This is a genomic window from Williamwhitmania taraxaci (genome assembly GCF_900096565.1).
Taxonomy (GTDB): Bacteria; Bacteroidota; Bacteroidia; order Bacteroidales; family Williamwhitmaniaceae; genus Williamwhitmania; species Williamwhitmania taraxaci.
On record NZ_FMYP01000004.1, the window covers coordinates 67,759 to 89,115 of the forward strand.

Annotated in this window: 18 protein-coding genes; all 18 read left to right on the top strand. The window is 39.5% G+C overall.

The annotated features are described in order from the left end of the window. The first annotated feature begins 256 nt into the window (after window positions 1-256). A complete protein-coding gene (locus tag BLS65_RS02000; protein WP_092435045.1) occupies window positions 257-2,938 on the top strand; it encodes a PAS domain-containing hybrid sensor histidine kinase/response regulator in 2,682 nt (893 codons plus the stop codon). 535 nt (window positions 2,939-3,473) lie between these two features. Beyond that, window positions 3,474-4,004 (top strand): helix-turn-helix domain-containing protein, encoded by a 531-nt coding sequence (locus tag BLS65_RS02005; RefSeq protein WP_244500651.1) that lies wholly within the window; start codon window positions 3,474-3,476, stop codon window positions 4,002-4,004. 14 nt (window positions 4,005-4,018) lie between these two features. Beyond that, the gene (locus BLS65_RS02010) at window positions 4,019-7,213 is read left to right on the top strand and encodes an ATP-binding protein (protein WP_092435051.1); all 3,195 of its coding nucleotides are present in this window, start codon (window positions 4,019-4,021) and stop codon (window positions 7,211-7,213) included. A gap of 147 nt (window positions 7,214-7,360) precedes the next feature. After that, the gene (locus tag BLS65_RS02015) at window positions 7,361-7,795 is read left to right on the top strand and encodes a response regulator (RefSeq protein WP_092435054.1); all 435 of its coding nucleotides are present in this window, start codon (window positions 7,361-7,363) and stop codon (window positions 7,793-7,795) included. A gap of 253 nt (window positions 7,796-8,048) precedes the next feature. Beyond that, the gene (locus BLS65_RS02020) at window positions 8,049-8,237 is read left to right on the top strand and encodes a CsbD family protein (RefSeq protein ID WP_092435057.1); all 189 of its coding nucleotides are present in this window, start codon (window positions 8,049-8,051) and stop codon (window positions 8,235-8,237) included. A gap of 182 nt (window positions 8,238-8,419) precedes the next feature. Beyond that, window positions 8,420-9,271: an MlaE family ABC transporter permease gene (locus tag BLS65_RS02025; RefSeq protein ID WP_212590482.1), complete on the top strand. Its 852-nt coding sequence runs from the start codon at window positions 8,420-8,422 to the stop codon at window positions 9,269-9,271. Between the two features lie 87 nt (window positions 9,272-9,358). Continuing rightward, complete coding sequence (locus tag BLS65_RS02030; RefSeq protein ID WP_092435060.1) at window positions 9,359-10,135, top strand: ABC transporter ATP-binding protein; 777 nt, start codon at window positions 9,359-9,361, stop codon at window positions 10,133-10,135. 33 nt (window positions 10,136-10,168) lie between these two features. Next, entirely contained in the window at window positions 10,169-10,912 is a 744-nt protein-coding gene (locus BLS65_RS02035) for an MlaD family protein (protein WP_092435063.1), read from the top strand. Window positions 10,913-11,033: 121 nt separating this feature from the next. Beyond that, entirely contained in the window at window positions 11,034-12,866 is a 1,833-nt protein-coding gene (locus BLS65_RS02040; RefSeq protein ID WP_092435066.1) for a BamA/TamA family outer membrane protein, read from the top strand. Window positions 12,867-12,998: 132 nt separating this feature from the next. After that, window positions 12,999-13,427, top strand: a complete 429-nt coding sequence (locus BLS65_RS02045) for a YXWGXW repeat-containing protein (protein WP_212590483.1) — start codon at window positions 12,999-13,001, stop codon at window positions 13,425-13,427. A gap of 189 nt (window positions 13,428-13,616) precedes the next feature. Further along, on the top strand, window positions 13,617-14,078 hold the full coding sequence (locus BLS65_RS02050) for a sll1863 family stress response protein (protein WP_092435072.1): 462 nt from the start codon (window positions 13,617-13,619) through the stop codon (window positions 14,076-14,078). Between the two features lie 42 nt (window positions 14,079-14,120). Continuing rightward, complete coding sequence (locus BLS65_RS02055; protein WP_092435075.1) at window positions 14,121-14,735, top strand: porin family protein; 615 nt, start codon at window positions 14,121-14,123, stop codon at window positions 14,733-14,735. Window positions 14,736-15,018: 283 nt separating this feature from the next. Continuing rightward, window positions 15,019-15,177, top strand: a complete 159-nt coding sequence (locus BLS65_RS17895) for a lmo0937 family membrane protein (protein ID WP_125869734.1) — start codon at window positions 15,019-15,021, stop codon at window positions 15,175-15,177. After that, window positions 15,174-15,494 (top strand): hypothetical protein, encoded by a 321-nt coding sequence (locus tag BLS65_RS02060; RefSeq protein WP_212590484.1) that lies wholly within the window; start codon window positions 15,174-15,176, stop codon window positions 15,492-15,494. The genes BLS65_RS17895 and BLS65_RS02060 overlap by 4 nt, the downstream gene beginning before the upstream one ends. 18 nt (window positions 15,495-15,512) lie before the next feature. Next, the gene (locus BLS65_RS02065; RefSeq protein WP_092435078.1) at window positions 15,513-15,791 is read left to right on the top strand and encodes a YtxH domain-containing protein; all 279 of its coding nucleotides are present in this window, start codon (window positions 15,513-15,515) and stop codon (window positions 15,789-15,791) included. 468 nt (window positions 15,792-16,259) lie between these two features. Further along, window positions 16,260-17,054, top strand: coding sequence for an EFR1 family ferrodoxin (locus BLS65_RS02070; RefSeq protein ID WP_092435081.1), 795 nt, complete (start codon window positions 16,260-16,262; stop codon window positions 17,052-17,054). A gap of 893 nt (window positions 17,055-17,947) precedes the next feature. After that, on the top strand, window positions 17,948-19,123 hold the full coding sequence (locus BLS65_RS02075; RefSeq protein WP_262507977.1) for a 7TM diverse intracellular signaling domain-containing protein: 1,176 nt from the start codon (window positions 17,948-17,950) through the stop codon (window positions 19,121-19,123). A gap of 112 nt (window positions 19,124-19,235) precedes the next feature. Next, window positions 19,236-21,357: beta strand repeat-containing protein (locus tag BLS65_RS18155; protein WP_212590485.1), on the top strand; the 2,122-nt coding region annotated here is incomplete at its 3' end.

The following is a 21,357-nucleotide window of genomic DNA, read 5'->3' on the forward strand; positions in this document are numbered from 1 at the left end:
TTAAGGGTTTGGTTGGCGCACCTTTGTCGATATAAGTTTTTACCGAAACCGATTTTAATTTCCCAGAGTTCCAACGCGGGCATCCAATTGCACGCTGCGGCTTATTGCTAGGGAGTCATAGTATAATCGGAGTTGATTATTTACGGTAAATCAGGACGGATGTATCACAGTTGTGGTTTGGATAAATCAACTGTGAAATTAGGTGAAGGGAATAGTTTAGGCCCTGTTTCCAATTGAAAATTTAAATACAAATATCATGAGCATAAGGAGTTTGATAGAGGCATGTTTAGATCCATTGGTGGCCATAAATTCCGACGGTAAGATATTGGAAATGAATCAGGCGCTGACGGACATTACTGGTATTACCAGCGAGCAGTCCAATGGCACCGACTTCTTCAACTACTTCACTGAGCCCCAAAAGGTCCGCGAAGTTTACAATGACGTTTTAGTAAATGGATTGGTTACCGATATTCCCCTTACGCTCCGCCATAATACGGGCAAGCTAACCGACATGTTATTCAACGTATCGCAATATAAGAACGATAAAGGCAAGGCTGTAGGAGTTGTTATTGTTGCCCGAGATGCTCCTGCACATAGGCAAAATTCGCAGTATGCCCGCAGCATTATTGAGGCAAGTCTGGATCCTTTGTTTGCCATTAGTCTCTTTGGTAAGATTATCGACGTAAATGAAGCTACGCTTAAAGCCACAGAACAGACGCGAAAAGAAATTGTTGGCACCAGCTTCATCAAATATTTCACTGAACCCGAAAAAGCACGAAAGGCTTATAAAGAGGCTTTTGCGAAAGGGTTTATTAAGGACTATCCGCTAGTCATAATTGATGGTGGAGATACTACTGTGCTATGTAACGGATCGGTTTATAAGGACGATAGCGGGAATGTTTTGGGCGTAGTGATTGTGTGTAGGGATGTTACCGCGCAGAAGATGCTATCCAAGTATTCACTTAGCCTGATTGAGGCTAGCCTCGACCCGCTGGTTACCATCAGTATTGCCGGTAAGATTACCGATATGAATGAGGCGTTGACAAAAATAACCGGAATAACGCGCGAAAAACTCACCGGCACCGACTTCTTCGAATACTTTACCGAACCACAAAAGGCCCGGGAAGTTTACCTAGAGGTGTTTGCTAAGGGTTCTGTTGCCGACTATCCGCTTACCCTTCGCCACAAGAATGGTAAGCTTACTGATGTTCTGTTCAATGGATCGGTTTATAAGGACGATGGGGGGAAGGTGATGGGTGTGGTAATCGTGGCCAGAGATGTTACCGACCAGAAAAGAATTGCCACCGAGTTGAATGAGGCCATTATTTTTGCCGAGTTGGCCACTGGAATTGCCGAAGACGCACAAAGAAAGGCCGAAAGTGCCACCGAAATAGCGACCGATGCTGTAAAAGCAAAACAGCAATTTTTGTCGAACATGAGCCATGAAATCCGCACCCCGATGAATGCGATTATCGGTTTTACAAAAGTGCTGATGAAAACAGATTTGACCATAAAGCAAAAGGAGTATTTATCGGCCATAAAGGTGAGCGGCGATGCCCTTATCGTGCTCATTAACGACATTCTCGATCTGGCAAAAGTGGAGGCGGGAAAAATGACATTTGAGCAAACTCCGTTTAAAATGGAGCTCTCTATTTCCGCCATGCTTCATTTGTTCGAAACAAAAATTCAAGAAAAAAATTTACGGTTAATAATCGATTACGACGAAACCATTCCTAAGGTGCTGGTTGGCGACTCGGTGCGCTTGCACCAAGTTATTCTAAATTTGGTGAGCAATGCCGTGAAATTTACCTCAAATGGAACTGTCACCGTTAGCGTTCATATGGTGACTGAGGACGAAGAGATGGTAACCATTGAATTTGCGATAACTGATACTGGAATAGGAATACCGGAAGATAAAATTGGAACCATTTTTGATAACTTTCAGCAGGCATCCAGCGGCACTTCAAGGTTATATGGAGGTACGGGACTAGGTCTTTCCATCGTTAAGCAACTCGTCGAGCCGCAAGGCGGAAAGATTAGCGTAAAAAGCATAATAAATGAAGGCTCTACCTTTAGCTTTACCTTAGACTTTAAAAAAACAAAAGATGAGGCAGCGTTGGATCTGGAAATGGATGAGCTGGACAAGGATATTAAAAACATTAAAGTGCTGGTGGTTGAAGACATTGCCCTAAACCAACTGCTCATGAAAACCGTACTGGACGACTACGGCTTTGAGCGCGATATTGCCGATAACGGTAAAATTGCCATCGAAAAGGTGCAAACTAAAACCTACGATGTTATTTTGATGGACCTACAAATGCCCGAAATGAATGGGTTTGAAGCCACGGAATACATTCGAAATACCCTGCATTCTAATATTCCAATCATTGCATTAACGGCCGATGTTACCACGGCTGATTTAGAAAAATGCAAGGCCGTCGGTATGAACGACTACATCGCCAAGCCTATCGACGAACGATTGTTATACAGCAAGATTGTTGGATTGGTTAAGAAAAGGTTAACCATTAGCGGATCTCAGGATAGCGGGGATAGTCAAGATAAGAAGCCGCGATGTATCGACTTGAATTATCTATCGCACCGCACAAAATCCAATCCTGACTTGATGATGGAAATGATTTCCCTTTACTTGGAACAAACTCCTCCTTTAATTAGTACCATGAAGCAAAGTTTGGAGGATAAGGATTGGAAATCATTGTATTCGGCCGTGCACAAGATAATACCTTCATTTTCTAGGATGGGTATTCATGTCGATTTTGAAAATATGGCAAGACATGTCCAGGAATATGCTAGCACACAGGCTGAGGCTGAAGGAATTCCCGACCTCGTTTTACAAATTGAAAATGTTTGTTTACAAGCATGTAAGGAGTTAGAAGAAGAACTCAATACGATAAAAAATGCTCGCGCTAAAATAGTTTAGTGGCGCTAATTCGATATCGTAATTAATTTGTTTTCAGGTAATGACGGGATTGCCTGGAAATAAATTTCTATTCACTAGAATAGTATACCACATGGGTTAACCACAAGGATATTTTTTAACTTTCATAATGGCATAAGGCATATAATTGCACAAACGTCCTTTGTCCTTCCCGATTAAAGCTGGTACAGTCCAATTGAAATTCCGAAAAATCAGTGAATTATGTAACTCTTTTCCGACGGAATGTAACGCTTCCTAACTATAATTAACGGATATTTGTTCGAATCAGGTTCGGACGAAATCGATCTGGCTGCTTGTTGTGTGTGCATAGTAAAATAATTCGTCGTGATTGATGATTTTTGCATAGTAGAGTCCGCCTGAATGATGAGGTGCAACCTACGGGCATAGTATAAAATTATCGATAAATAAACTTTCATTATTTGGTGCCGTTACACCAATAGGATGAAGAAGAGTGAATTAACTTAATCCTATTCTCGTGAAATTATACATAAAATACATGGTCAGTAACCGTTGTATAATGGCGGTGAAAGAAGTGCTTAAGGAGTTAGGATTGCATTATGTAGTGGTCGATCTTGGCGAAGTTGATGTCATGGAAGACCTCACTCCCAAGCAGCATGATATGCTGAAAGAAGCCTTGCTAAATTCCGGTCTGGAATTAATGGACGACAAGAGAGCTGTGTTGATCGAAAAGATTAAAAATGTAATCATTGGCATGATTTACCATTCCGATGAAATGATTAAAGTAAATTTCTCTGATTTTTTAAGCGAAAAGTTAGGCTACGATTACACCCATCTTTCCAATATATTTTCTGAGGTTAAGGGTATTACCATTCAGCAATTTGTCATTATTCATAAAGTGGAAAGGGTTAAAGAGTTGATCCTGTATGACGAGTTAAATCTCACAGAGATATCCTATAAACTCAACTACAGCAGCGTAGCGCATTTATCCAACCAGTTCAAGAAGATCACTGGACTAACGCCTTCTCATTTTAAACAAATGAAGAACCAACGGCGGAGACCAATTGAGGAAATTGGAGATTCTATATAGTTTAATCGTATAAAATGAACGCAAGAAGTCTTATAGAAGCCAGTTTAGATCCGTTGGTTATCATCAATACCGATGGTAAAGTCACCGATGTGAATGCGGCAATGGCGAACATGACAGAGATGCCTCGAGAAAACTTTATAGGTAATGACTTCTTCTATTATTTTACCGAAACCAAAAAGGCTCAAGAGGTTTATAAAGAGGTGTTTGCAAAAGGTTCGGTAACACATTATCCGCTTACCCTTCGCCCTGAAAACGGAAAACTTACTGAAGTGCTGTTCAATGGATCGGTTTATAAAGATGATAGGGGAATTGTACTTGGTGCCGTTGTCGTGGTACGAGATATTGCCGAGCAAAAATGGGCAAAAGATTTACGCGATGCCAACAAAGAACTGGCTTTTCAGAATAAAGTAAAGGAAAAGCGTGCCGCCGAGTTAGTCATTGTCAACAAGGAACTTGCTTTCCAGAACGATGAGAAAGAAAAGCGTGCTGCCGAGTTGGTTATTGCCAACAAGGAACTTGCTTTCCAGAACGATGAGAAAGAAAAGCGTGCCGCCGAGTTGGTTATCGCCAACAAGGAACTTGCGTTCCAGAACGATGAAAAAGAAAAGCGTGCCGCCGAGTTGGTTATCGCCAACAAGGAACTTGCGTTCCAGAACAATGAGAAAGAAAAGCGTGCTGCCGAGCTGGTTATCGCCAACAATGAGCTTGCATTCCAGAATAAAGTGAAAGAAAAGCGTGCCGCCGAGTTGGTAATTGCCAACAAGGAACTTGCGTTCCAGAACGATGAGAAAGAAAAGCGTGCCGCCGAGTTAGTAATTGCCAACAAGGAACTGGCTTTTCAGAATAAAGTAAAGGAAAAGCGTGCCGCCGAGTTGGTTATTGCCAACAAGGAACTTGCGTTCCAGAATGATGAGAAAGAAAAGCGTGCCGCCGAGTTGGTTATCGCCAACAAGGAGCTGGCTTTTCAGAATAAAGTAAAAGAAAAGCGCGCTGCCGAGTTGGTAATTGCCAACAAAGAGCTTGCTTTCCAGAACGATGAGAAAGAAAAGCGTGCCGCCGAATTGGTTATTGCCAATAAGGAACTTGCGTTCCAGAGCAAAGAGAAGGAAAAGCGAGCTGCCGAATTAGTTATTGCAGATCAAGAACTTGATCTGCAAAACAAAGAGAAGGAAAAACAGGAAATTGCGAACAAAGAACTTGAAGCATTAAGTTATTCTGCAAAATTAGCTTCACAGTATTCGCTTAGTTTAATTGAGGCAAGCCTTGATCCACTTGTTACTATTAGCACTGAGGGCAAGATTACCGATATGAATGAGGCTCTGGCAAATGTTACAGGGATAAGCCGCGAAAAACTCACCGGAACCGACTTCCTCGATTACTTCACCGAACCTCAAAAGGCACGTGAGGTATACCAAGAAGTGTTCGCAAAGGGATCGGTTGCCGACTATCCCCTCACGCTGCGCCACAAGGATGGTAAGCTCACCGACGTGCTGTTCAACGGATCGGTATACAAGGACGACGGGGGGAACGTGCTCGGCGTAGTTATTGTAGCCAGGGATGTTACCGACCAAAAGAGAATTGCTACCGAATTGACTGAGGCAATTGTTTTTGCTGAGTTGGCTACCGGGATAGCGGAAGAAGCAAAAATCAAGGCCGAGAATGCCACTCAAATAGCAACCGATGCCGTAAAAGCAAAGCAACGGTTCCTATCGAATATGAGCCATGAAATTCGCACTCCAATGAATGCGATTATCGGGTTTACCAAAGTTGTGTTGAAAACAGAATTGACTGAAAAGCAGAAGGAGTATTTAACTGCCATAAAAGTGAGCGGTGATGCCCTAATCGTGCTCATTAACGATATACTCGATTTGGCAAAAGTAGATGCTGGTAAGATGACCTTTGAGCAAGTTCCATTTAAAATGGCCACATCTATTTCGGCCATGCTCCATTTGTTTAAAACAAAAATACAAGAAAAGAATTTAGTGTTGGTGCTAGATTATGATAGCCGAATCCCAACGGTGGTGGTGGGTGACCCTGTTCGACTGCACCAAGTAATTCTAAATTTAGTAAGCAATGCAGTAAAGTTTACCACAAGGGGCAAGATTACCGTAATTGTGCACGTGCTAAATGAAGAGGAAGATAAGGTGACCATTGAATTTGCCATTACGGATACAGGAATTGGAATACCAGCAGAAAACATCACCAATATTTTTGAAAACTTTCAACAGGCATCCAGTGGAACCTCAAGGTTATATGGGGGAACGGGTTTGGGTCTTGCCATTGTGAAACAATTAGTTGAGCCTCAGGGAGGGACTATTCGTGTGAAAAGTAAAGTTAATGAGGGTTCAACTTTTAGCGTTACGTTGACTTTTCTTAAAACAAAGTCTCAAGTAACTTCAGATACGGAGATGGAAGAATTTGACTTAGAAACTAAAAACATAAAGGTGCTGGTGGTCGAAGACATTGCCCTAAACCAGCTGCTTATGAAAACATTGCTCGATGAATTTGGTTTTGAACGAGATATTGCCAGCAATGGTAAAATCGCTATCGAAATGCTACAATCTAAAACATATGATATTATTTTAATGGATCTTCATATGCCCGAGATGAACGGGTTCGAAGCCACCGATTACATTCGCAAAACCATGCATTCTAACATTCCGATCATCGCCCTTACAGCTGATGTTACAACCGTGGACCTAGCCAAGTGCAAGGCTGTGGGAATGAACGATTATATCGCAAAACCCGTCGACGAACGATTGTTATACAGTAAAATAGTTAGCATAGTTAAAAAGAATCTTGTCGCAACGGCACCTCAAGAGACTGAATATATTCCCGAAAAAAGGGAAAGATGCATCGATTTGGATTATTTATCACGCCGCACAAAAGCCAATCCAGCGTTGATGATGGAAATGATTTCACTATATCTGGAACAGACACCACCTTTAATCACGGCAATGAGAAAAGGCTTACAGGATAAAGATTGGAAAACCTTATACTCGGCCGTGCATAAAATGATTCCTTCATTTTCGATAATGGGTATTAGTGCTGATTATGAGAACATGGCAAAAAAGGTTCAAGAATTTGCAAGCACTCAGCAGCAGACTGAGGGAATACCTAGTCTTGTTTTGCAGATTGAAAGCGTTTGTTTACAAGCCTGCAATGAGTTGGGAGAGGAGTATAATCTGATTAAAAATGCGAACTCATGATAAATTACTCATTCAGGAGGACAGAATGCAACGAATATTTTGACTCTTGGAGAGGAAACAATACAGGTTGATTATTTTACATATAGATATCGAAATGTGCGAATCCCGATTTGCGGGGTATTCAATAATGATTTTAATTTTTTAGCGATGAAAAACGAAAAACAAATCAAGCTGTTCCTTGTAGACGATGATGCATTGTTCTTAAAGTTATTGGAAATCGAATTCCTTCGAAGCGCTGATTTTATCGTTGAAACATATGCAACGGGTGAACTTTGTCTGGAGAATTTATCGCACAATCCAGATGTTATTATTTTAGATTATTATCTCGATGGTATTGATAAGGTTGCGATGAACGGATTGGATACCCTCGACAAAATTAAAGCGGCCAATCCCGATATTCCGGTTGTGATGCTATCATCTCAGGATAAAATTGAAGTGGCAATAAGTTGCATGCATCATCGTGCATTTGATTATGTGGTAAAGAGCGAAACGGCGTTCGTTCGATTGCAAAAAATTATTTCATCTATATTCCGTTTCAAAAAAATGGAAAAAGAGTTAAACTGGTATATGGATCGAATGTAATCGACTCTTTTTTAGATAAATAATCCTTGTAGATTCTCGTTTTTGCGGTTAAAGATTGATCTTTAGTTTCCTTTTCCAATGGGGAAAAATAAAAGTATATCATTCCTACCCTTTTTGCCAGAAAATTAATCTTGAAATCCAGATTTAGGAAAAAACACCATCATGAGTGAATTATGCAATATATTTATAGAATTATGTAACACTGTGATTTATATTAGTTCCTACTTTTACTGAAAAATAAATATCTACAATAATGAAAAATACAACAGAATTAAATGGGAACTGGAACGAGCAGAAAGGCAAACTAAAACAAAGGATTGCGGTTCTTACAAATAACGACTTGATGTTTGACGAAGGAAAAAATGAGGCTATGCGTGGAAAGTTACAGGTTATTTTGGGAATGAGTAAAGAGCAAATGGACAAAATCATTGAAGCACTGTAAATACGATCTCATAATTACTGTCATCGGTTATCGATATTCGATGAGCGATGAGCTATGACTTTTTTTTAGGATAGAAAATTCTTTATAGAAAAGATATAGAGTGGACCAAATTGCGAAACTCAAAGGATCTAGATTGAAATCTGGGAATTGACCTACAGTCAACTAAATCAAATTTTCTGCGCATGAAATCAATACCAAATAAATTAAAGCAACCAATTACTAGGGTTAAAAACATCGCAGTCAAACACTCCACTAAGATTAGTGAGAGAACACTAAAAACGACTGTTGAAGCAAACACCTTTTTTACTAATATGGCCGATGCACTCTTGTTTACAACCAGAGTTGTAAAGGAGACGTTCTCAGTGGATTTTGAATTCAAGGAGTTCCTGCGCCAGTGCTATCAAATTGGGTACAAGTCGCTACCCCTTATTTCCGTAACTGGTGTCATTATTGGATTAGTGCTTACAATTCAATCACGGCCAGCTCTTGTGAATTTTGGTGCAGTCTCCATGCTTCCCGGAATGGTTACCATATCGCTTATCAGAGAAATGGGACCAGTTATTACTGCTTTGATATGTGCAGGAAAAATTGGTTCGGGAATAGGTGCAGAGTTAGGCTCAATGCGCGTTACAGAGCAAATTGATGCCATGGAGGTATCCGCCACCAATCCGATGCGTTTTTTGGTTGTTACGCGTGTATTGGCTGCAACCCTTATGATTCCTATACTTGTGCTCTATGCCGATTCGGTAGGAATACTAGGAAGTTGGATAGGCGCAAACATCAAGGGCGATGTCACCTTTTCGCTGTTTTTCTCACAGGCATTTAGCCATGTTGGCTTTGTAGATCTTATACCTGCAATTGTTAAATCGTTCTTTTTTGGAGCAGTAATTGGGTTAGTGGGTTGCTACAAAGGATATACGGCAGGACGAGGAACCGAGAGCGTGGGTATTGCCGCAAATTCATCGGTAGTGCTAGCCTCATTGTTAGTGATTATTATAGACTTAATTGCGGTTCAAATCACTGATTTAATATAATCTAGTTGTAACTAATGGTATCTTTGCTTAAAAGCATTGATTCAGAAGGTAGCACCAAATACCGATAATTAATACTAGTAAAAGATAATGAACACGCCCCAAACAGAAACAATTGGTTCGGTAACCCGAAAATCCAGACAGCCGGTTATTGAGATAAATAACTTGCGGAAAGGTTTTGGCTCCCAAGAGGTGCTTAAAGATGTTTCATTAAAGCTCATGGAGGGAGAGAACCTTGTTGTATTGGGAAAATCAGGTTCCGGAAAATCCGTCCTCATTAAGTTAATTGCTGGCCTTCTGCAACCAGAGGAGGGAACAATCAATGTTCTGGGAGAAGATGTCTGCTTATTAAACAGCAATGGGTTAGGCGAACTAAGAAAGAAGATTGGTTTTCTTTTTCAAAGTGGCGCACTTTACGACTCTATGACGGTAAGACAAAATTTGGAATTCCCTTTACGAAGAATAAAAAAGGGGATTTCTCAGGAAGAGATCGAGCACAAAACAGCGGAAGCATTGGAGAACGTTGGATTATCAGAAGCTATTGATAAAATGCCGTCGCAACTATCGGGTGGGATGCGCAAGCGAATTAGCCTTGCCCGAACCATTGTGGTAGACCCAGCAATACTACTATACGACGAACCTACCACTGGCCTCGACCCTGTAACTTCCGACGAAATAAGTGCACTTATCAATGAGGTGCAAAAGAGATACAAAACCTCTTCCATCATTATTACGCACGATATTGCTTGTGTGCGTGCAACAGCCGACCGTATTATTATGCTGCTGGATGGTGCAGTTTACATGGAAGGAAGTTTAGATAAGTTTGAAAAATCAACAGATCCGTTGATCATATCATTCTTCAAGTAACATTTATGGGTTTAAAATTAAAACAACAAAATCATGGATAAGAACACACCAAAATTCAAAGTAAGATTAGGTCTGTTTGTTGCTGGCGGATTGGTGCTTTTTGTAATAGCAATCTTTCTGATAGGAAGGCAGAAAAACCTATTTAATCCTGTATTTGCCCTAACAACAACCTTCAACAATGTAAGTGGGTTGGAAGTAGGAAGCAATGTACGCTTCTCAGGAATAAACGTAGGAACCGTAAATAACATCTTAATAATCAACGATTCTACTGTAATGGTTGCCATGAACATTCGAAAAGATATTCAGCAATTCATTAAAACTGATAGTAAAGCAGGTATTGGTTCCTCTGGGATCATTGGCGACCGCCTAATAGTTATATCGCAAGGGAGTCCTGATGCATTGGTAGTGAAAGACAAACAACTTATTTCCTCTGTAGAACCAACTGAAACGGATGCGATCATGTTGAGCCTAAAAGTTACCGCCGAGAATGCCGAAGTAATCTCCGATCAACTGGCCGAAATCATGATTAAGGTAAATAGTGGAAGTGGTATACTAGGAAAATTAATCCAAGATTCAACAATGGCCGACAACATCAATAAAACCATTGTAAATTTAAAGAAAAGCAGCAAAGGGTTGGATGAGAATATGAATGCAGCAAAGAGTAATTTCTTTCTAAGAGGTTATTTTAAGAAGAAAGCAAAGGCAGCCGAGCAAAAGAAAGAGGACGCAGCCGAGCAAAAGAAGGAAGAGGAAGCAGAACAAAAAGCCAAAGAATAACAGCAACCCAAACAAAAATCTCAAATATGTGGAATTAAAATGGCCGCTATAATTTTAGTGCTCAAAAAGACACTGACAGCTAAAATGGCAAAAAGACATTGTCCAAACAAAGTAACTGAGAATGTGGTTCAAGATTCTACTCATACTTATTCTTACTTTACTCTTGAGTAGTGAATATGTCGTTGCACAAGTGCCTATAAAAACAGATTCAACTAAAATTTATAAGGAGATTCAAAACTATTCGAAACGGAGCAAGTTTACCAAACTCATATATCGACTAGTTTTTAAGCCATTACCTACTAAAAAAACTACTAAAAGGAATAGTGATATTGTCAAGAAGCGACCAAAATCATATAGCGCATTTGAAGGAAAAATCATTCGGAGGATAAATATTGTTACGTTGGATCCATTCGGTTTTTCAATTGGCGATACTTCAGATGCGCCACAATTTATTGCTTACAAAATTGCAAATAAAGCGCATGTAAAAACGAGGCGGATAACTGTCCTTAATCTTCTACTGATAAATAAAAACGATTCTTTCAACTCTTTTCTGGTTCGAGAATCGGAGCGTTTAATTCGGAAGCAAAGCTATATACACGAGGTCTCGATTAATGCTAAACTAGTCAGTAGCAAATCCGATTCAGTTGACCTATATATTCGTGTTTCAGACATATGGAGCATTATTCCTGACGGTTCAATTTCCGCTTCAAGCGCAACGCTAAACCTTACCGATAAGAATTTTTTAGGAACAGGTCACGAATTTCAGAATGCATATACTCAAAGATATACTGGACCCAATAATTCTTTCAAGACCAACTATTATATCCCAAACATTAAGAATACATATATTAATACTACGTTACGGTACGAAACTAACGGTAGCGCAAATAATTCTAGAAGTTTATCCTTCGACCGTCCGTTTTTTTCACCCATGGCAAAGTGGGCTGCGGGTGTTTATTTTGCGCATCAATTCAGCAGCGATTCAATATATACCAGTAACTCGCTATACATCTTACAGAGGCTTAAATACAACACACAAGATTACTGGGGAGGTAGTGCAATCCAGTTATTTGAGGGTATCTCGGAGAGCGATCGAGCAACAAATTTTATTTCGACAATACGTTTCTTACGAATTCGATACATTGAAAAACCAATAGAGACCTTGGATTTGGACCATACCTATTCCGATGAGAATCTATACCTCGCGAGCATGGGTATTTCCACACGAAAATACATTCAAGACCATTATGTTTTTAAGCATGGGGTAACAGAAGACGTCCCGGTTGGAAATGTTTATAGCCTAACAGCTGGTTATCAGGAAAAAGATAGCTTAAATCGATTTTACTTTGGTGCTCGCATTTCGTTTGGAAATTATTACACCTTTGGCCACCTCAGCACTAACCTTGAGTACGGAACATTTTACCGAGCATCAAAGGCAGAACAGGGAGTAATCTCGACCAGTATAACCTACTTCTCAAAAATTATGGAAGTTGGCAAGTGGAAATTCAGACAATTTGCAAAACCAGAAGTAACAATTGGCACTAATCGGTTCTCTAACGATAGCTTAACGCTCAAAGATGGTTATGGACTTGATGGTTTTAATAGTTCTGCATTATCCGGTCCAGGGAAGCTCGTTATGACACTCCAAACGCAGGCGTATGCTCCATGGAATTTTTTCGGATTCCGTTTTGGACCATATCTATCCTATTCAATGGGAATGATAAGCGATACCAAAAACGGATTTAGGAGAAGTAAAGTATATTCTCGCATAGGACTAGGCGTTCTAATTAAAAATGAAAACCTTGTATTTAGCACCTTTCAGTTATCTTTCTCATTCTACCCAATAATTCCAGGGATAGGTCCCGATGTTTTTAAAGCTAACTCGTTTAGAACATCGGATTTTGGCCTTAGAGATTTTGAAATCGAAAAACCCAGAGCTGTTCAATACCAATAGTATCATATAACTCACTTTTTACATCAGTTCATTTGTTTGCTATACGTGAATGATGTAAGGATTTTAATTATTTGTGTAATGCTTTCATAAATGAAGTGCCTCATATTTGCAATATTAAATGATGCACTCATAATGAAAATCATGAAAATTTCACACGAAGTATACAACGTCGAGCTGCAGCCAAATCCTGGATCTCTAGTTTCCCGACTTTATTCTCAATACAAGTTTGGAAAGCACCTAAACAAAATGATAGCGATTGCTTCCTTAGGCGTAATTGGGTTACTAACGTCCTCCTGTGCACCAGCATATGTTGAGACGGTACCATCAGAAACAGTATACGTTAGACCAATCCGACCGAATGATCAGTATATCTGGATAGACGGCAACTGGGTTTGGAATAATCGAACTGGCAGATACGTGCAGCGTAATGGTTATTGGGATAGGCCACGCTACAACCACACTTACACTCAAGGATACTGGAGGGCTACACCACGCGGGCATCAATGGCAGCAAGGTCATTGGCAACGAAACGGCCGTAGCGGGGGCAACCGGCACCGATAATCATAACAGACCTCCAAGATGACCTCGATGTCAATTGACAAGAATTTGTTAAGGTGCTCTAATTCAGAATTATTCAATTGAAATGCGTGAATAATGCAAATGATTTCAACAATTGTGTAACACTTTCATAATCCAAGAGCCATACATTTGTTTAAATTAATAACAAACAAAACACTAACAACCAAACTTATGAAAAAGACAATTTTAGCACTAGCAGTTACAGCATTTTTAGGCGGCGTTACATTATCCAGCTGTCAATCATCAGCCGAAAAAGTTGAGAATGCTCAGGATAAGGTGCAGGAAGCACAAAACGATGCCGACGATGCCCAAATAGATTTAGACCAGGCTCGAGAAGATTCTTATAAAGAATACCAAGAATTTAAGAAGGAATCCGATAAGAATTTTATCGCTCGTGAGAAAAGCATGGCTGAATTCAAGGCTAGAATTTCAAAAGAAAAGAAAGAAAACAGAGCACAATACGAGAAAAAGTTGGCTGAGTTAGAGCAAAAAAACAGCGACATGAAAAAGAAAATGGATGATTACAAAGAAGAAGGAAAAGATAAATGGGATTCATTCAAGACTGAATTTAATCACGATATGGATGAGTTAGGCAAAGCAATCAGTGATTTAGTGAAAGATAATAAAAAATAATCTCACAAGAATAAGTTCAAATTTAACACAAAACTAGAAGTCATGAAAAAAACAATTCTATTATTCGTGGTAGCTACCGTAATAGGTGGAACCCTTAAAGCACAAGATGAATTACATTTTGGATTAAAAATAGGAACAAACTTATCGAATGTTTACGACACTAAGGGTGAGGAATTTGATGCTGATTCCAAGTTTGGATTTGTAGCAGGAGCTTTCTTTTCTATCCCAATTGGATCATTTTTAGGAGTTCAACCTGAGGTGTTATTCTCACAAAAAGGATTTCAGGCAACAGGGAAGATTCTGGGAAGTGATTACAAGTTTACTAGGACATTAAACTACATTGATGTTCCTTTATTAGTAGCATTGAAACCAATCCCAATGGTAACAATATTAGCTGGTCCTCAATATTCCTATTTGATTAAGGAGAAAGTTGAATTTTCGGGGAGTACATCATCATCCAACGAAAATGATATTGAAAATGATAATATCCGAAAAAACACCTTGTGTTTCTTAGGTGGTCTTGATCTAAATTTTGAAACTATTGTTATTGGAGCACGAGCTGGTTGGGATCTTTACAACAACAACGGTGATGGCACTTCTACCACTCCACGATACAAGAATGTATGGTACCAAGCTACAATTGGATTTAGGTTTTAAAGTAACGAATACAAAACGATATTCTATTCGATAATCAATTATACGTTATTCATAATATTAGATTGCAAAAAAACGAATAGATTTTTACTGTGTGGGATCTACCATCGACTTGTCTAAATCCCACACAGTATTTTTTTTAGATTAACGTTACGCATTTATATTGCAATATGACAATGCAATACTGTCTCAATACAATTAGGCACTTTGCTTTAAGTCTCGAATAAAAATGAAAATTTAATTAACTCGAATATATAAACTTCAAACTAATTTAAACTTTAAAATTATGGGAAATCTACTTTATGTCATAGCAGTTATTCTGCTTATTGCTTGGGCAATTGGTTTTATTGGCTACAGCGCTGGAGGTCTTATTCACATTCTTCTTGTTATTGCAATCATTGCAGTTGTACTTCGATTAATCCAAGGTAAAACTCCAATATCATGAAAAAAATAGCACTTCTGTTGATGACCACTACCTTGTTGTTGTCATTTCAACCCTACCAATCTGCTGCAGCAACAGCAACAACGCCAACTACTGCAGTTGCGTTGAAACCTGTAGAATCGGCAGAGGCTAAAACCTTAATGCTAAGGCTCGACGAAATAAAGGCAATGGACAAGTCCACACTAAAATCGTCGGAAAAGAAAAGTCTGCGTAAAGAAGTTCGCTCCATTAAGAAGCAACTCAGCGAAATGGGTGATGGTGTGTATCTTTCGGTAGGCGCAATCATAATTATCATTTTGCTTTTGGTCATTTTGTTGTAACCATTTAAATATTTAATTATGAAATCAAGAAATATACTACTTGGTGTTTTAGCCGGTGTAGCGGCAGGTGCGGCACTTGGTATTTTGTTTGCACCAGCCAAAGGATCTGATACTCGAAAAAAAATTATTCGGAAGGGCGAGGATGAGATTGATGCTCTACACGATAAATTCGATGATTTTGTTGAGACCATATCCGATAAATTTGAAAAAGTAAAGGATGAAGTTTCTGAATTTGCTAAAAAAAGCAAAACAAAATTTGAAGAGTACGAAAAAGAGATAAAATCGCACAAGAATTAAATTTAAGGTTTTTAGGTTTCGATTGTTACACCCTGCCAGGGTTTCGTTGGGTTTTATGAAAGTATGGTTAAGGTTTAGGGAAGATCAGCCCTGGCAGGGTTATTACAAAACACAACAGTAAAGTAATTATCATTAAGGTTTGTTGTTTACAATATAGATAGTGCCTTAGGATTACGAATAATTCCTTTAACAGAAAAAGTCACAAAGAAATTGAAAAGTTTCTTTGTGACTTTTTTTGTTGGAAATAGTTGGCATTACCCCCCAGTGCATTTGGTTTGCGAACCAATAACTTTATACGGCTAGTAAAAATGTTTACTCCCCCGGCACCCCATTTCAACATTATGTATACCTTCGTACTCAAATAAAACAGAGCTAAAGTTTGGTTTATACATACCTGAAACGCAGACATTCCGTAAACTCCGAGCAGCAGCTGTGTAATAAAACGTGCAAAATTTCAAACGTATAACAATGGAAAGTTTAAGGCTGATATACTATTCGCCTACTGGCACAACACAAACAATTGTAAGAGAAATTGGTCAGAACCTCGGATTAAAGCTAGTTTCAGAAATCAATATCGCCAAAAATAGAATCACAACAGCCATCGATTCAAGCAGCAGCTGCCTCACTATTATTGGTATGCCTGTGTATGGCGGACGATTACCCCTAACCGCCATAGAATCACTAAAACAGCTTCGATCCAATAATTCGCCTGTAGTAATTGTAGTGGTGTATGGCAATCGACACTTTGATGACGCTCTTCTCGAACTTAAAGAAATTGTGAGCAGCAGTGGATTCTCTGTCATTGCTGGCGCTGCATTTATCGGCGAACATTCATACTCCACACGTTTAAAACCAATTGCACAAAACCGACCCGATAAGCAGGATATTGAAAAGTGTAAGGTTTTTGCGCAAATGATAATCGAAAAAACAACCAATGCACCTATTGAATGTAAGCCAGCCGAACCTTTTATACCCGGCAGCTATCCCTACAAAGAGCGCAGGCAGTTTCCAGCAACCATCCAACCAATAGTTAATAACGACCTATGCATTTTGTGTGGAATATGTATTGATGCTTGCCCCACAAGTGCCATAACCATTAGCCAAACAGTTATACCAAACGGAGAATTGTGTACACTTTGCTGTGCCTGTGTAAAACAGTGCCCTCAAGGTGCGCTCACATTAAATCACCCGTTGTTGGAGCCAATTAAAGAAAACCTGTTTCTCAACTTCTCAGTAAGAAAAGAACCCCAGTTTTTTGTGTAAGGATTATTGTAAAAGGTATAAATAATCAATGGGCGTATTTTATGTCTGCTCTATTACGACACCAATATATCGTATACAATTAGCAAATCGCCAACGAGTAGCCATCCTCATACTCTCCCTTTTCGGAGTATCGGTTCCCCATGCTTCGGCATGGGGTTTCCTTTTGTTTACTCTTTTTTGAGATGGATGATATTATTGGGAATAACGTCTCTCGGTATTTTGCTTTTAGAAACCTACAACAATCCTAATGTTGAAGTTAAATTCTATTGGCAATAAGTTTCGGATATCCAGTGCGTTGAACCATAATGGCTTGATGTACATAGCCTGCACAGCCTTAGCCCCTTAGGCCGAGGTACTATATTTGTTCGAAGGGGTTGTTACTTTTACCCGACCAAATGTATATATTTGCATTGCAATAGAATGTATTAGCCAACGAATTAAACACAATGAAGTTTAACTTAGCAATTGCAGTTTTAATTCTAACAAACTTTTTAAGTGTTACTTGCTTGGCTGCTCCCCAAGCGCAAAGTAATAATTATCAAATTTCCTTGTTCCACGATGTATCGGATACAATGGATACAGGAACCATTAAGGCTATACTCGATGCTGACAATAACCAGTTTATACTGTGCGATAGTAACATTAACGAATCCATTAGCGCGATAGGTACCTATTGGCTTTATGTTCTACCCAAAAAAGATTTTAGCGAAAACGAATACGTATTAACCTTTCATAAAAACCTTTCACTCATCCAGATTTATTTATACCCTACCGATTCTTTAGTTGGTTGTGGCGGACTGTTTGTAGAGGGATGCAAAAAGAAATTGTTTGGTTCAAATTTGTTACTTCCTTACAATAGAAAAGGGTACCTGGTGAAAGTTCAAAACCGAACGATGGCCACGTTATTAGTGCAAAATTTAGAATTAATACCTAGTAGCGAATTTGTTGGGCAACAGCGAAAATTTGATTTATTCCAAGGCTTTTTCCAAGGGAGTTTTTGGCTGATGCTGCTCTATAATTTACTGCTGTTTTTCATTGTTAAAAAACGAATATACCTGTATTACATTTTATATGTTTTTATGAATTCGCTGTTTCTGTTATTTGCATTTAACTACAGCGAAATGCTCCTCTTCTCCTTTAATTACAGGTTGAATTTGGGTTTGTATTCCTTTCAATTGATAGGCTTGTTCTTTTACATTATGTTTCTCCGGCACGTGTTTTTAAACCATTGCACTACTTACACAACCCAAATTGACCGAAAATATTTTCTTCCGTATAGCATCACTGTTTTGTTTTTGAATTTGCTTGTAGCCAGTACTCTTTTTTATAGGGTTGATATTTTCATAACCGTATCGAAATTATTCAACATAATGAATGGTTTTGTTGCATTTGCAGGATACCTGTATTTCCGAAAAGGATCGAACTGGTTTGTACACATTATCATGGTGGGGTCGGTAATGATGATTCTTGGGGGCTTCTGTAGCCTTTTTAAGGACTTTTTTTATATCAAGTACGATTATGTTTTCTATGAAGTAGGTTTGTTGCTGGAATTTATATTCTTCACATATGCGCTTAATCGGCAGTATGTTCAAGCCATGGAGGAATTAATTTGTGCTAAACTAGTGAAATGTCAACTAGAGATAGAGTTGGCACACAAAAACGAGCAAGTGGCTTATCAGTCTATTCAATTATCGGCTAAAGACGAAACTATTGCTGCCATTAAAGCAAAAATTGAAGAATATAAGCAAATTCATTCTATTGATAAGGAATATTTATCGGTAGGGGTAGAGACAAAAGGATATATGAATGCAATAGAATGGAAAGAATTCGAGTTCCGTTTCAACGAATCGCACCCTGATTTTTATAAAGCATTAATTACTCAATACCCCGACCTTACACAAAACGAAATACAGCTTTGTGCTTTTTTAAAACTCAACCTCAACACAAAAGAAATTGCCATGATTACCCAAAAATCGGCTCGAAGCATTGAGGTAATGCGAAGCCGTATCCGCCAAAAAATGAACCTCGCTCGCGAAGATAATTTCAGTTTTGTGCTAACACAGTTATAATCGAATACCTTAATTTCAGCGTCCAGCTTACCCTTGTGAGTTTTTGTGAGGTGCTGAAAACGCTTTTTTTCCAAGATTATTTCTTTATTTGCGCCAAATTAGATTGCTATTTATGAAACGTTTTATTTTAATTGCTGCGATGGCCTTTATGGCACATACGCAAATGGCTTGGAGCCAAATTGTAGTTACTTCAACTGCCGATGCTGGCGCCGGTTCGCTGCGCCAAGCTATTTTAGATGTACCGGCTAACGGAACCATAACCTTTAACCCAAATATTACCATTGCTTTAGCAACCGAATTGCCCATTAATACAGCCAAATCTTTTACCATCGATGGCACAGGCTCAAACCCTGTTATTAGTGGAAACAATGTTTGCAGGGTAATTAACATTACAGGGCAAACGGCTTACACCATTACCTTGAATGGCTTGACCATTAAAAATGGCAAGACAACCGAAAGTGGAGGTGGTATTTATGCCGATTTGACTAATGGGAACTTAGTGTTAAATAGTTGCACCATTATTGGGAATGTTTCTACTAATTATATGAATGATTTTGGTGGTGGCGGAATCTATTCAAAAATAACTAATGGCACACTAAACGTAAATAAATGCAGTATTACTCAAAATACGGCTAATGAAGGTGGGGGTGTTTTTACTTTAAATGGGGGCGTATTTACGAACTGCACAATAACCAAAAACAATGCATCTTCTGGTGGTGGTGTATGGGCTGATAATGGAGGTGTTTTTACCAATTGCTTACTAGTAGGAAATAGCGCTAACCAATTTGGAGGACTTTATACAACCAATGGGACATTTATTAACTGTACAGTTGCTGGAAATACTGCAAGTTTTGGCTGTGCAGGTTTGGCTTCGTATGGTGGCGGTGTTTTTAGTAACTGCTTGATATGGAATAATAATAACAGTAATGCCATTATACTCATCTCGGTTACGAGTGTTACAAATTGTGCCATAAACGGCCTGGCAACGGTTGGTTGGGGTAGTGCTTCACATAGCAATAACCAAGATTTATCGGTATCGCCCTTTAATGGCATAAATGAAGGCAGAGGCACCGACAATATTTGGGGTACTGCCGACGACGATTTAACCCTTAACAACACCGCAGGTGGTGGCGCCAATTGTATTAATTTAGGCAGCAATGCTACAAACGCCATAACTACCGACCTTGCTGGCAACCCACGTATTGGTGCTAGTACTATCGATATTGGTGCGTATGAAACCCACCCACCCACCATTACCTCCTTTACACCAGCCTCAGGCACCGTAGGCACACTGGTAACCATAAGTGGTGCTTATTTACAAAACCCTACCACCTTCACCATTGGCGGCGTACCAGCTATAGTGGTAGCTAACAATGGTAGTACTTTAACTGGAATGGTTATGCCGGGAGCAACCTCTGGCACTATAACTATAGGCACAGCTACCAGCATTGGCACTTTTACAGTTATTGCCTCTATTGCGCCCACGGCACAACAAGGCAATAAATTAGTCGGAACCGGAAATACAGATGCACAACTAGGTTATTCTGTTTCAATAAGTGCCGATGGCAACACTGCAATTGTTGGAGGTTTTTCTGATAATTCACATATTGGAGCAGCATGGATTTATATCCGTAGCGGCGGTAGCTGGATACAACAGGGCAGTAAATTGGTCGGGTCTGGGAATATTGGAAGTGCTGTGCAAGGTTTTTCTGTTTCAATAAGCGCCGATGGCAATACCGTAATGGTTGGAGGGCCTTGTGATAATTCAAGAAAGGGAGCGGCATGGATTTTTACCCGTAGCGGTAACACTTGGACACAACAGGGTAGTAAATTGGTTGGAACAGGGGATATCGGAAGTGCAATGCAAGGTACTTCAGTTTCGTTAAGTGCCGATGGCAACACCGCAATTGTTGGAGGATTTTTTGATAATTCAGAAATTGGCGCAGCTTGGATTTATATCCGTAGCGGCGGTAGCTGGATACAACAGGGCAGTAAATTGGTCGGGTCTGGAAATATTGGAGATACCCAACAAGGCCATTCTGTTTCAATAAGTGCCGATGGCAACACCGCAATTGTTGGTGGAAAAGGTGATAACACAGGTATGGGTGCAGTTTGGGTTTATACCCGTAGCGGTGGCGCATGGACACAACAGGGCAGCAAATTGGTCGGGACTGGGAATTTAGGACGTGCACAACAGGGCGGATCCGTTTCATTAAGTGCCGATGGCAACACCG

Excerpts from the sequence above, each read along its gene's own strand:
- BLS65_RS02000 (WP_092435045.1), top strand. The coding sequence starts at position 257 with ATGAGCATAAGGAGTTTGATAGAGGCATGTTTAGATCCATTGGTGGCC.
- BLS65_RS02005 (WP_244500651.1), top strand. The coding sequence starts at position 3,474 with ATGGCGGTGAAAGAAGTGCTTAAGGAGTTAGGATTGCATTATGTAGTG.
- BLS65_RS02010 (WP_092435051.1), top strand. The coding sequence starts at position 4,019 with ATGAACGCAAGAAGTCTTATAGAAGCCAGTTTAGATCCGTTGGTTATC.
- BLS65_RS02015 (WP_092435054.1), top strand. The coding sequence starts at position 7,361 with ATGAAAAACGAAAAACAAATCAAGCTGTTCCTTGTAGACGATGATGCA.
- BLS65_RS02020 (WP_092435057.1), top strand. The coding sequence starts at position 8,049 with ATGAAAAATACAACAGAATTAAATGGGAACTGGAACGAGCAGAAAGGC.
- BLS65_RS02025 (WP_212590482.1), top strand. The coding sequence starts at position 8,420 with ATGAAATCAATACCAAATAAATTAAAGCAACCAATTACTAGGGTTAAA.
- BLS65_RS02030 (WP_092435060.1), top strand. The coding sequence starts at position 9,359 with ATGAACACGCCCCAAACAGAAACAATTGGTTCGGTAACCCGAAAATCC.
- BLS65_RS02035 (WP_092435063.1), top strand. The coding sequence starts at position 10,169 with ATGGATAAGAACACACCAAAATTCAAAGTAAGATTAGGTCTGTTTGTT.
- BLS65_RS02040 (WP_092435066.1), top strand. The coding sequence starts at position 11,034 with ATGTGGTTCAAGATTCTACTCATACTTATTCTTACTTTACTCTTGAGT.
- BLS65_RS02045 (WP_212590483.1), top strand. The coding sequence starts at position 12,999 with ATGAAAATCATGAAAATTTCACACGAAGTATACAACGTCGAGCTGCAG.
- BLS65_RS02050 (WP_092435072.1), top strand. The coding sequence starts at position 13,617 with ATGAAAAAGACAATTTTAGCACTAGCAGTTACAGCATTTTTAGGCGGC.
- BLS65_RS02055 (WP_092435075.1), top strand. The coding sequence starts at position 14,121 with ATGAAAAAAACAATTCTATTATTCGTGGTAGCTACCGTAATAGGTGGA.
- BLS65_RS17895 (WP_125869734.1), top strand. The coding sequence starts at position 15,019 with ATGGGAAATCTACTTTATGTCATAGCAGTTATTCTGCTTATTGCTTGG.
- BLS65_RS02060 (WP_212590484.1), top strand. The coding sequence starts at position 15,174 with ATGAAAAAAATAGCACTTCTGTTGATGACCACTACCTTGTTGTTGTCA.
- BLS65_RS02065 (WP_092435078.1), top strand. The coding sequence starts at position 15,513 with ATGAAATCAAGAAATATACTACTTGGTGTTTTAGCCGGTGTAGCGGCA.
- BLS65_RS02070 (WP_092435081.1), top strand. The coding sequence starts at position 16,260 with ATGGAAAGTTTAAGGCTGATATACTATTCGCCTACTGGCACAACACAA.
- BLS65_RS02075 (WP_262507977.1), top strand. The coding sequence starts at position 17,948 with ATGGCCACGTTATTAGTGCAAAATTTAGAATTAATACCTAGTAGCGAA.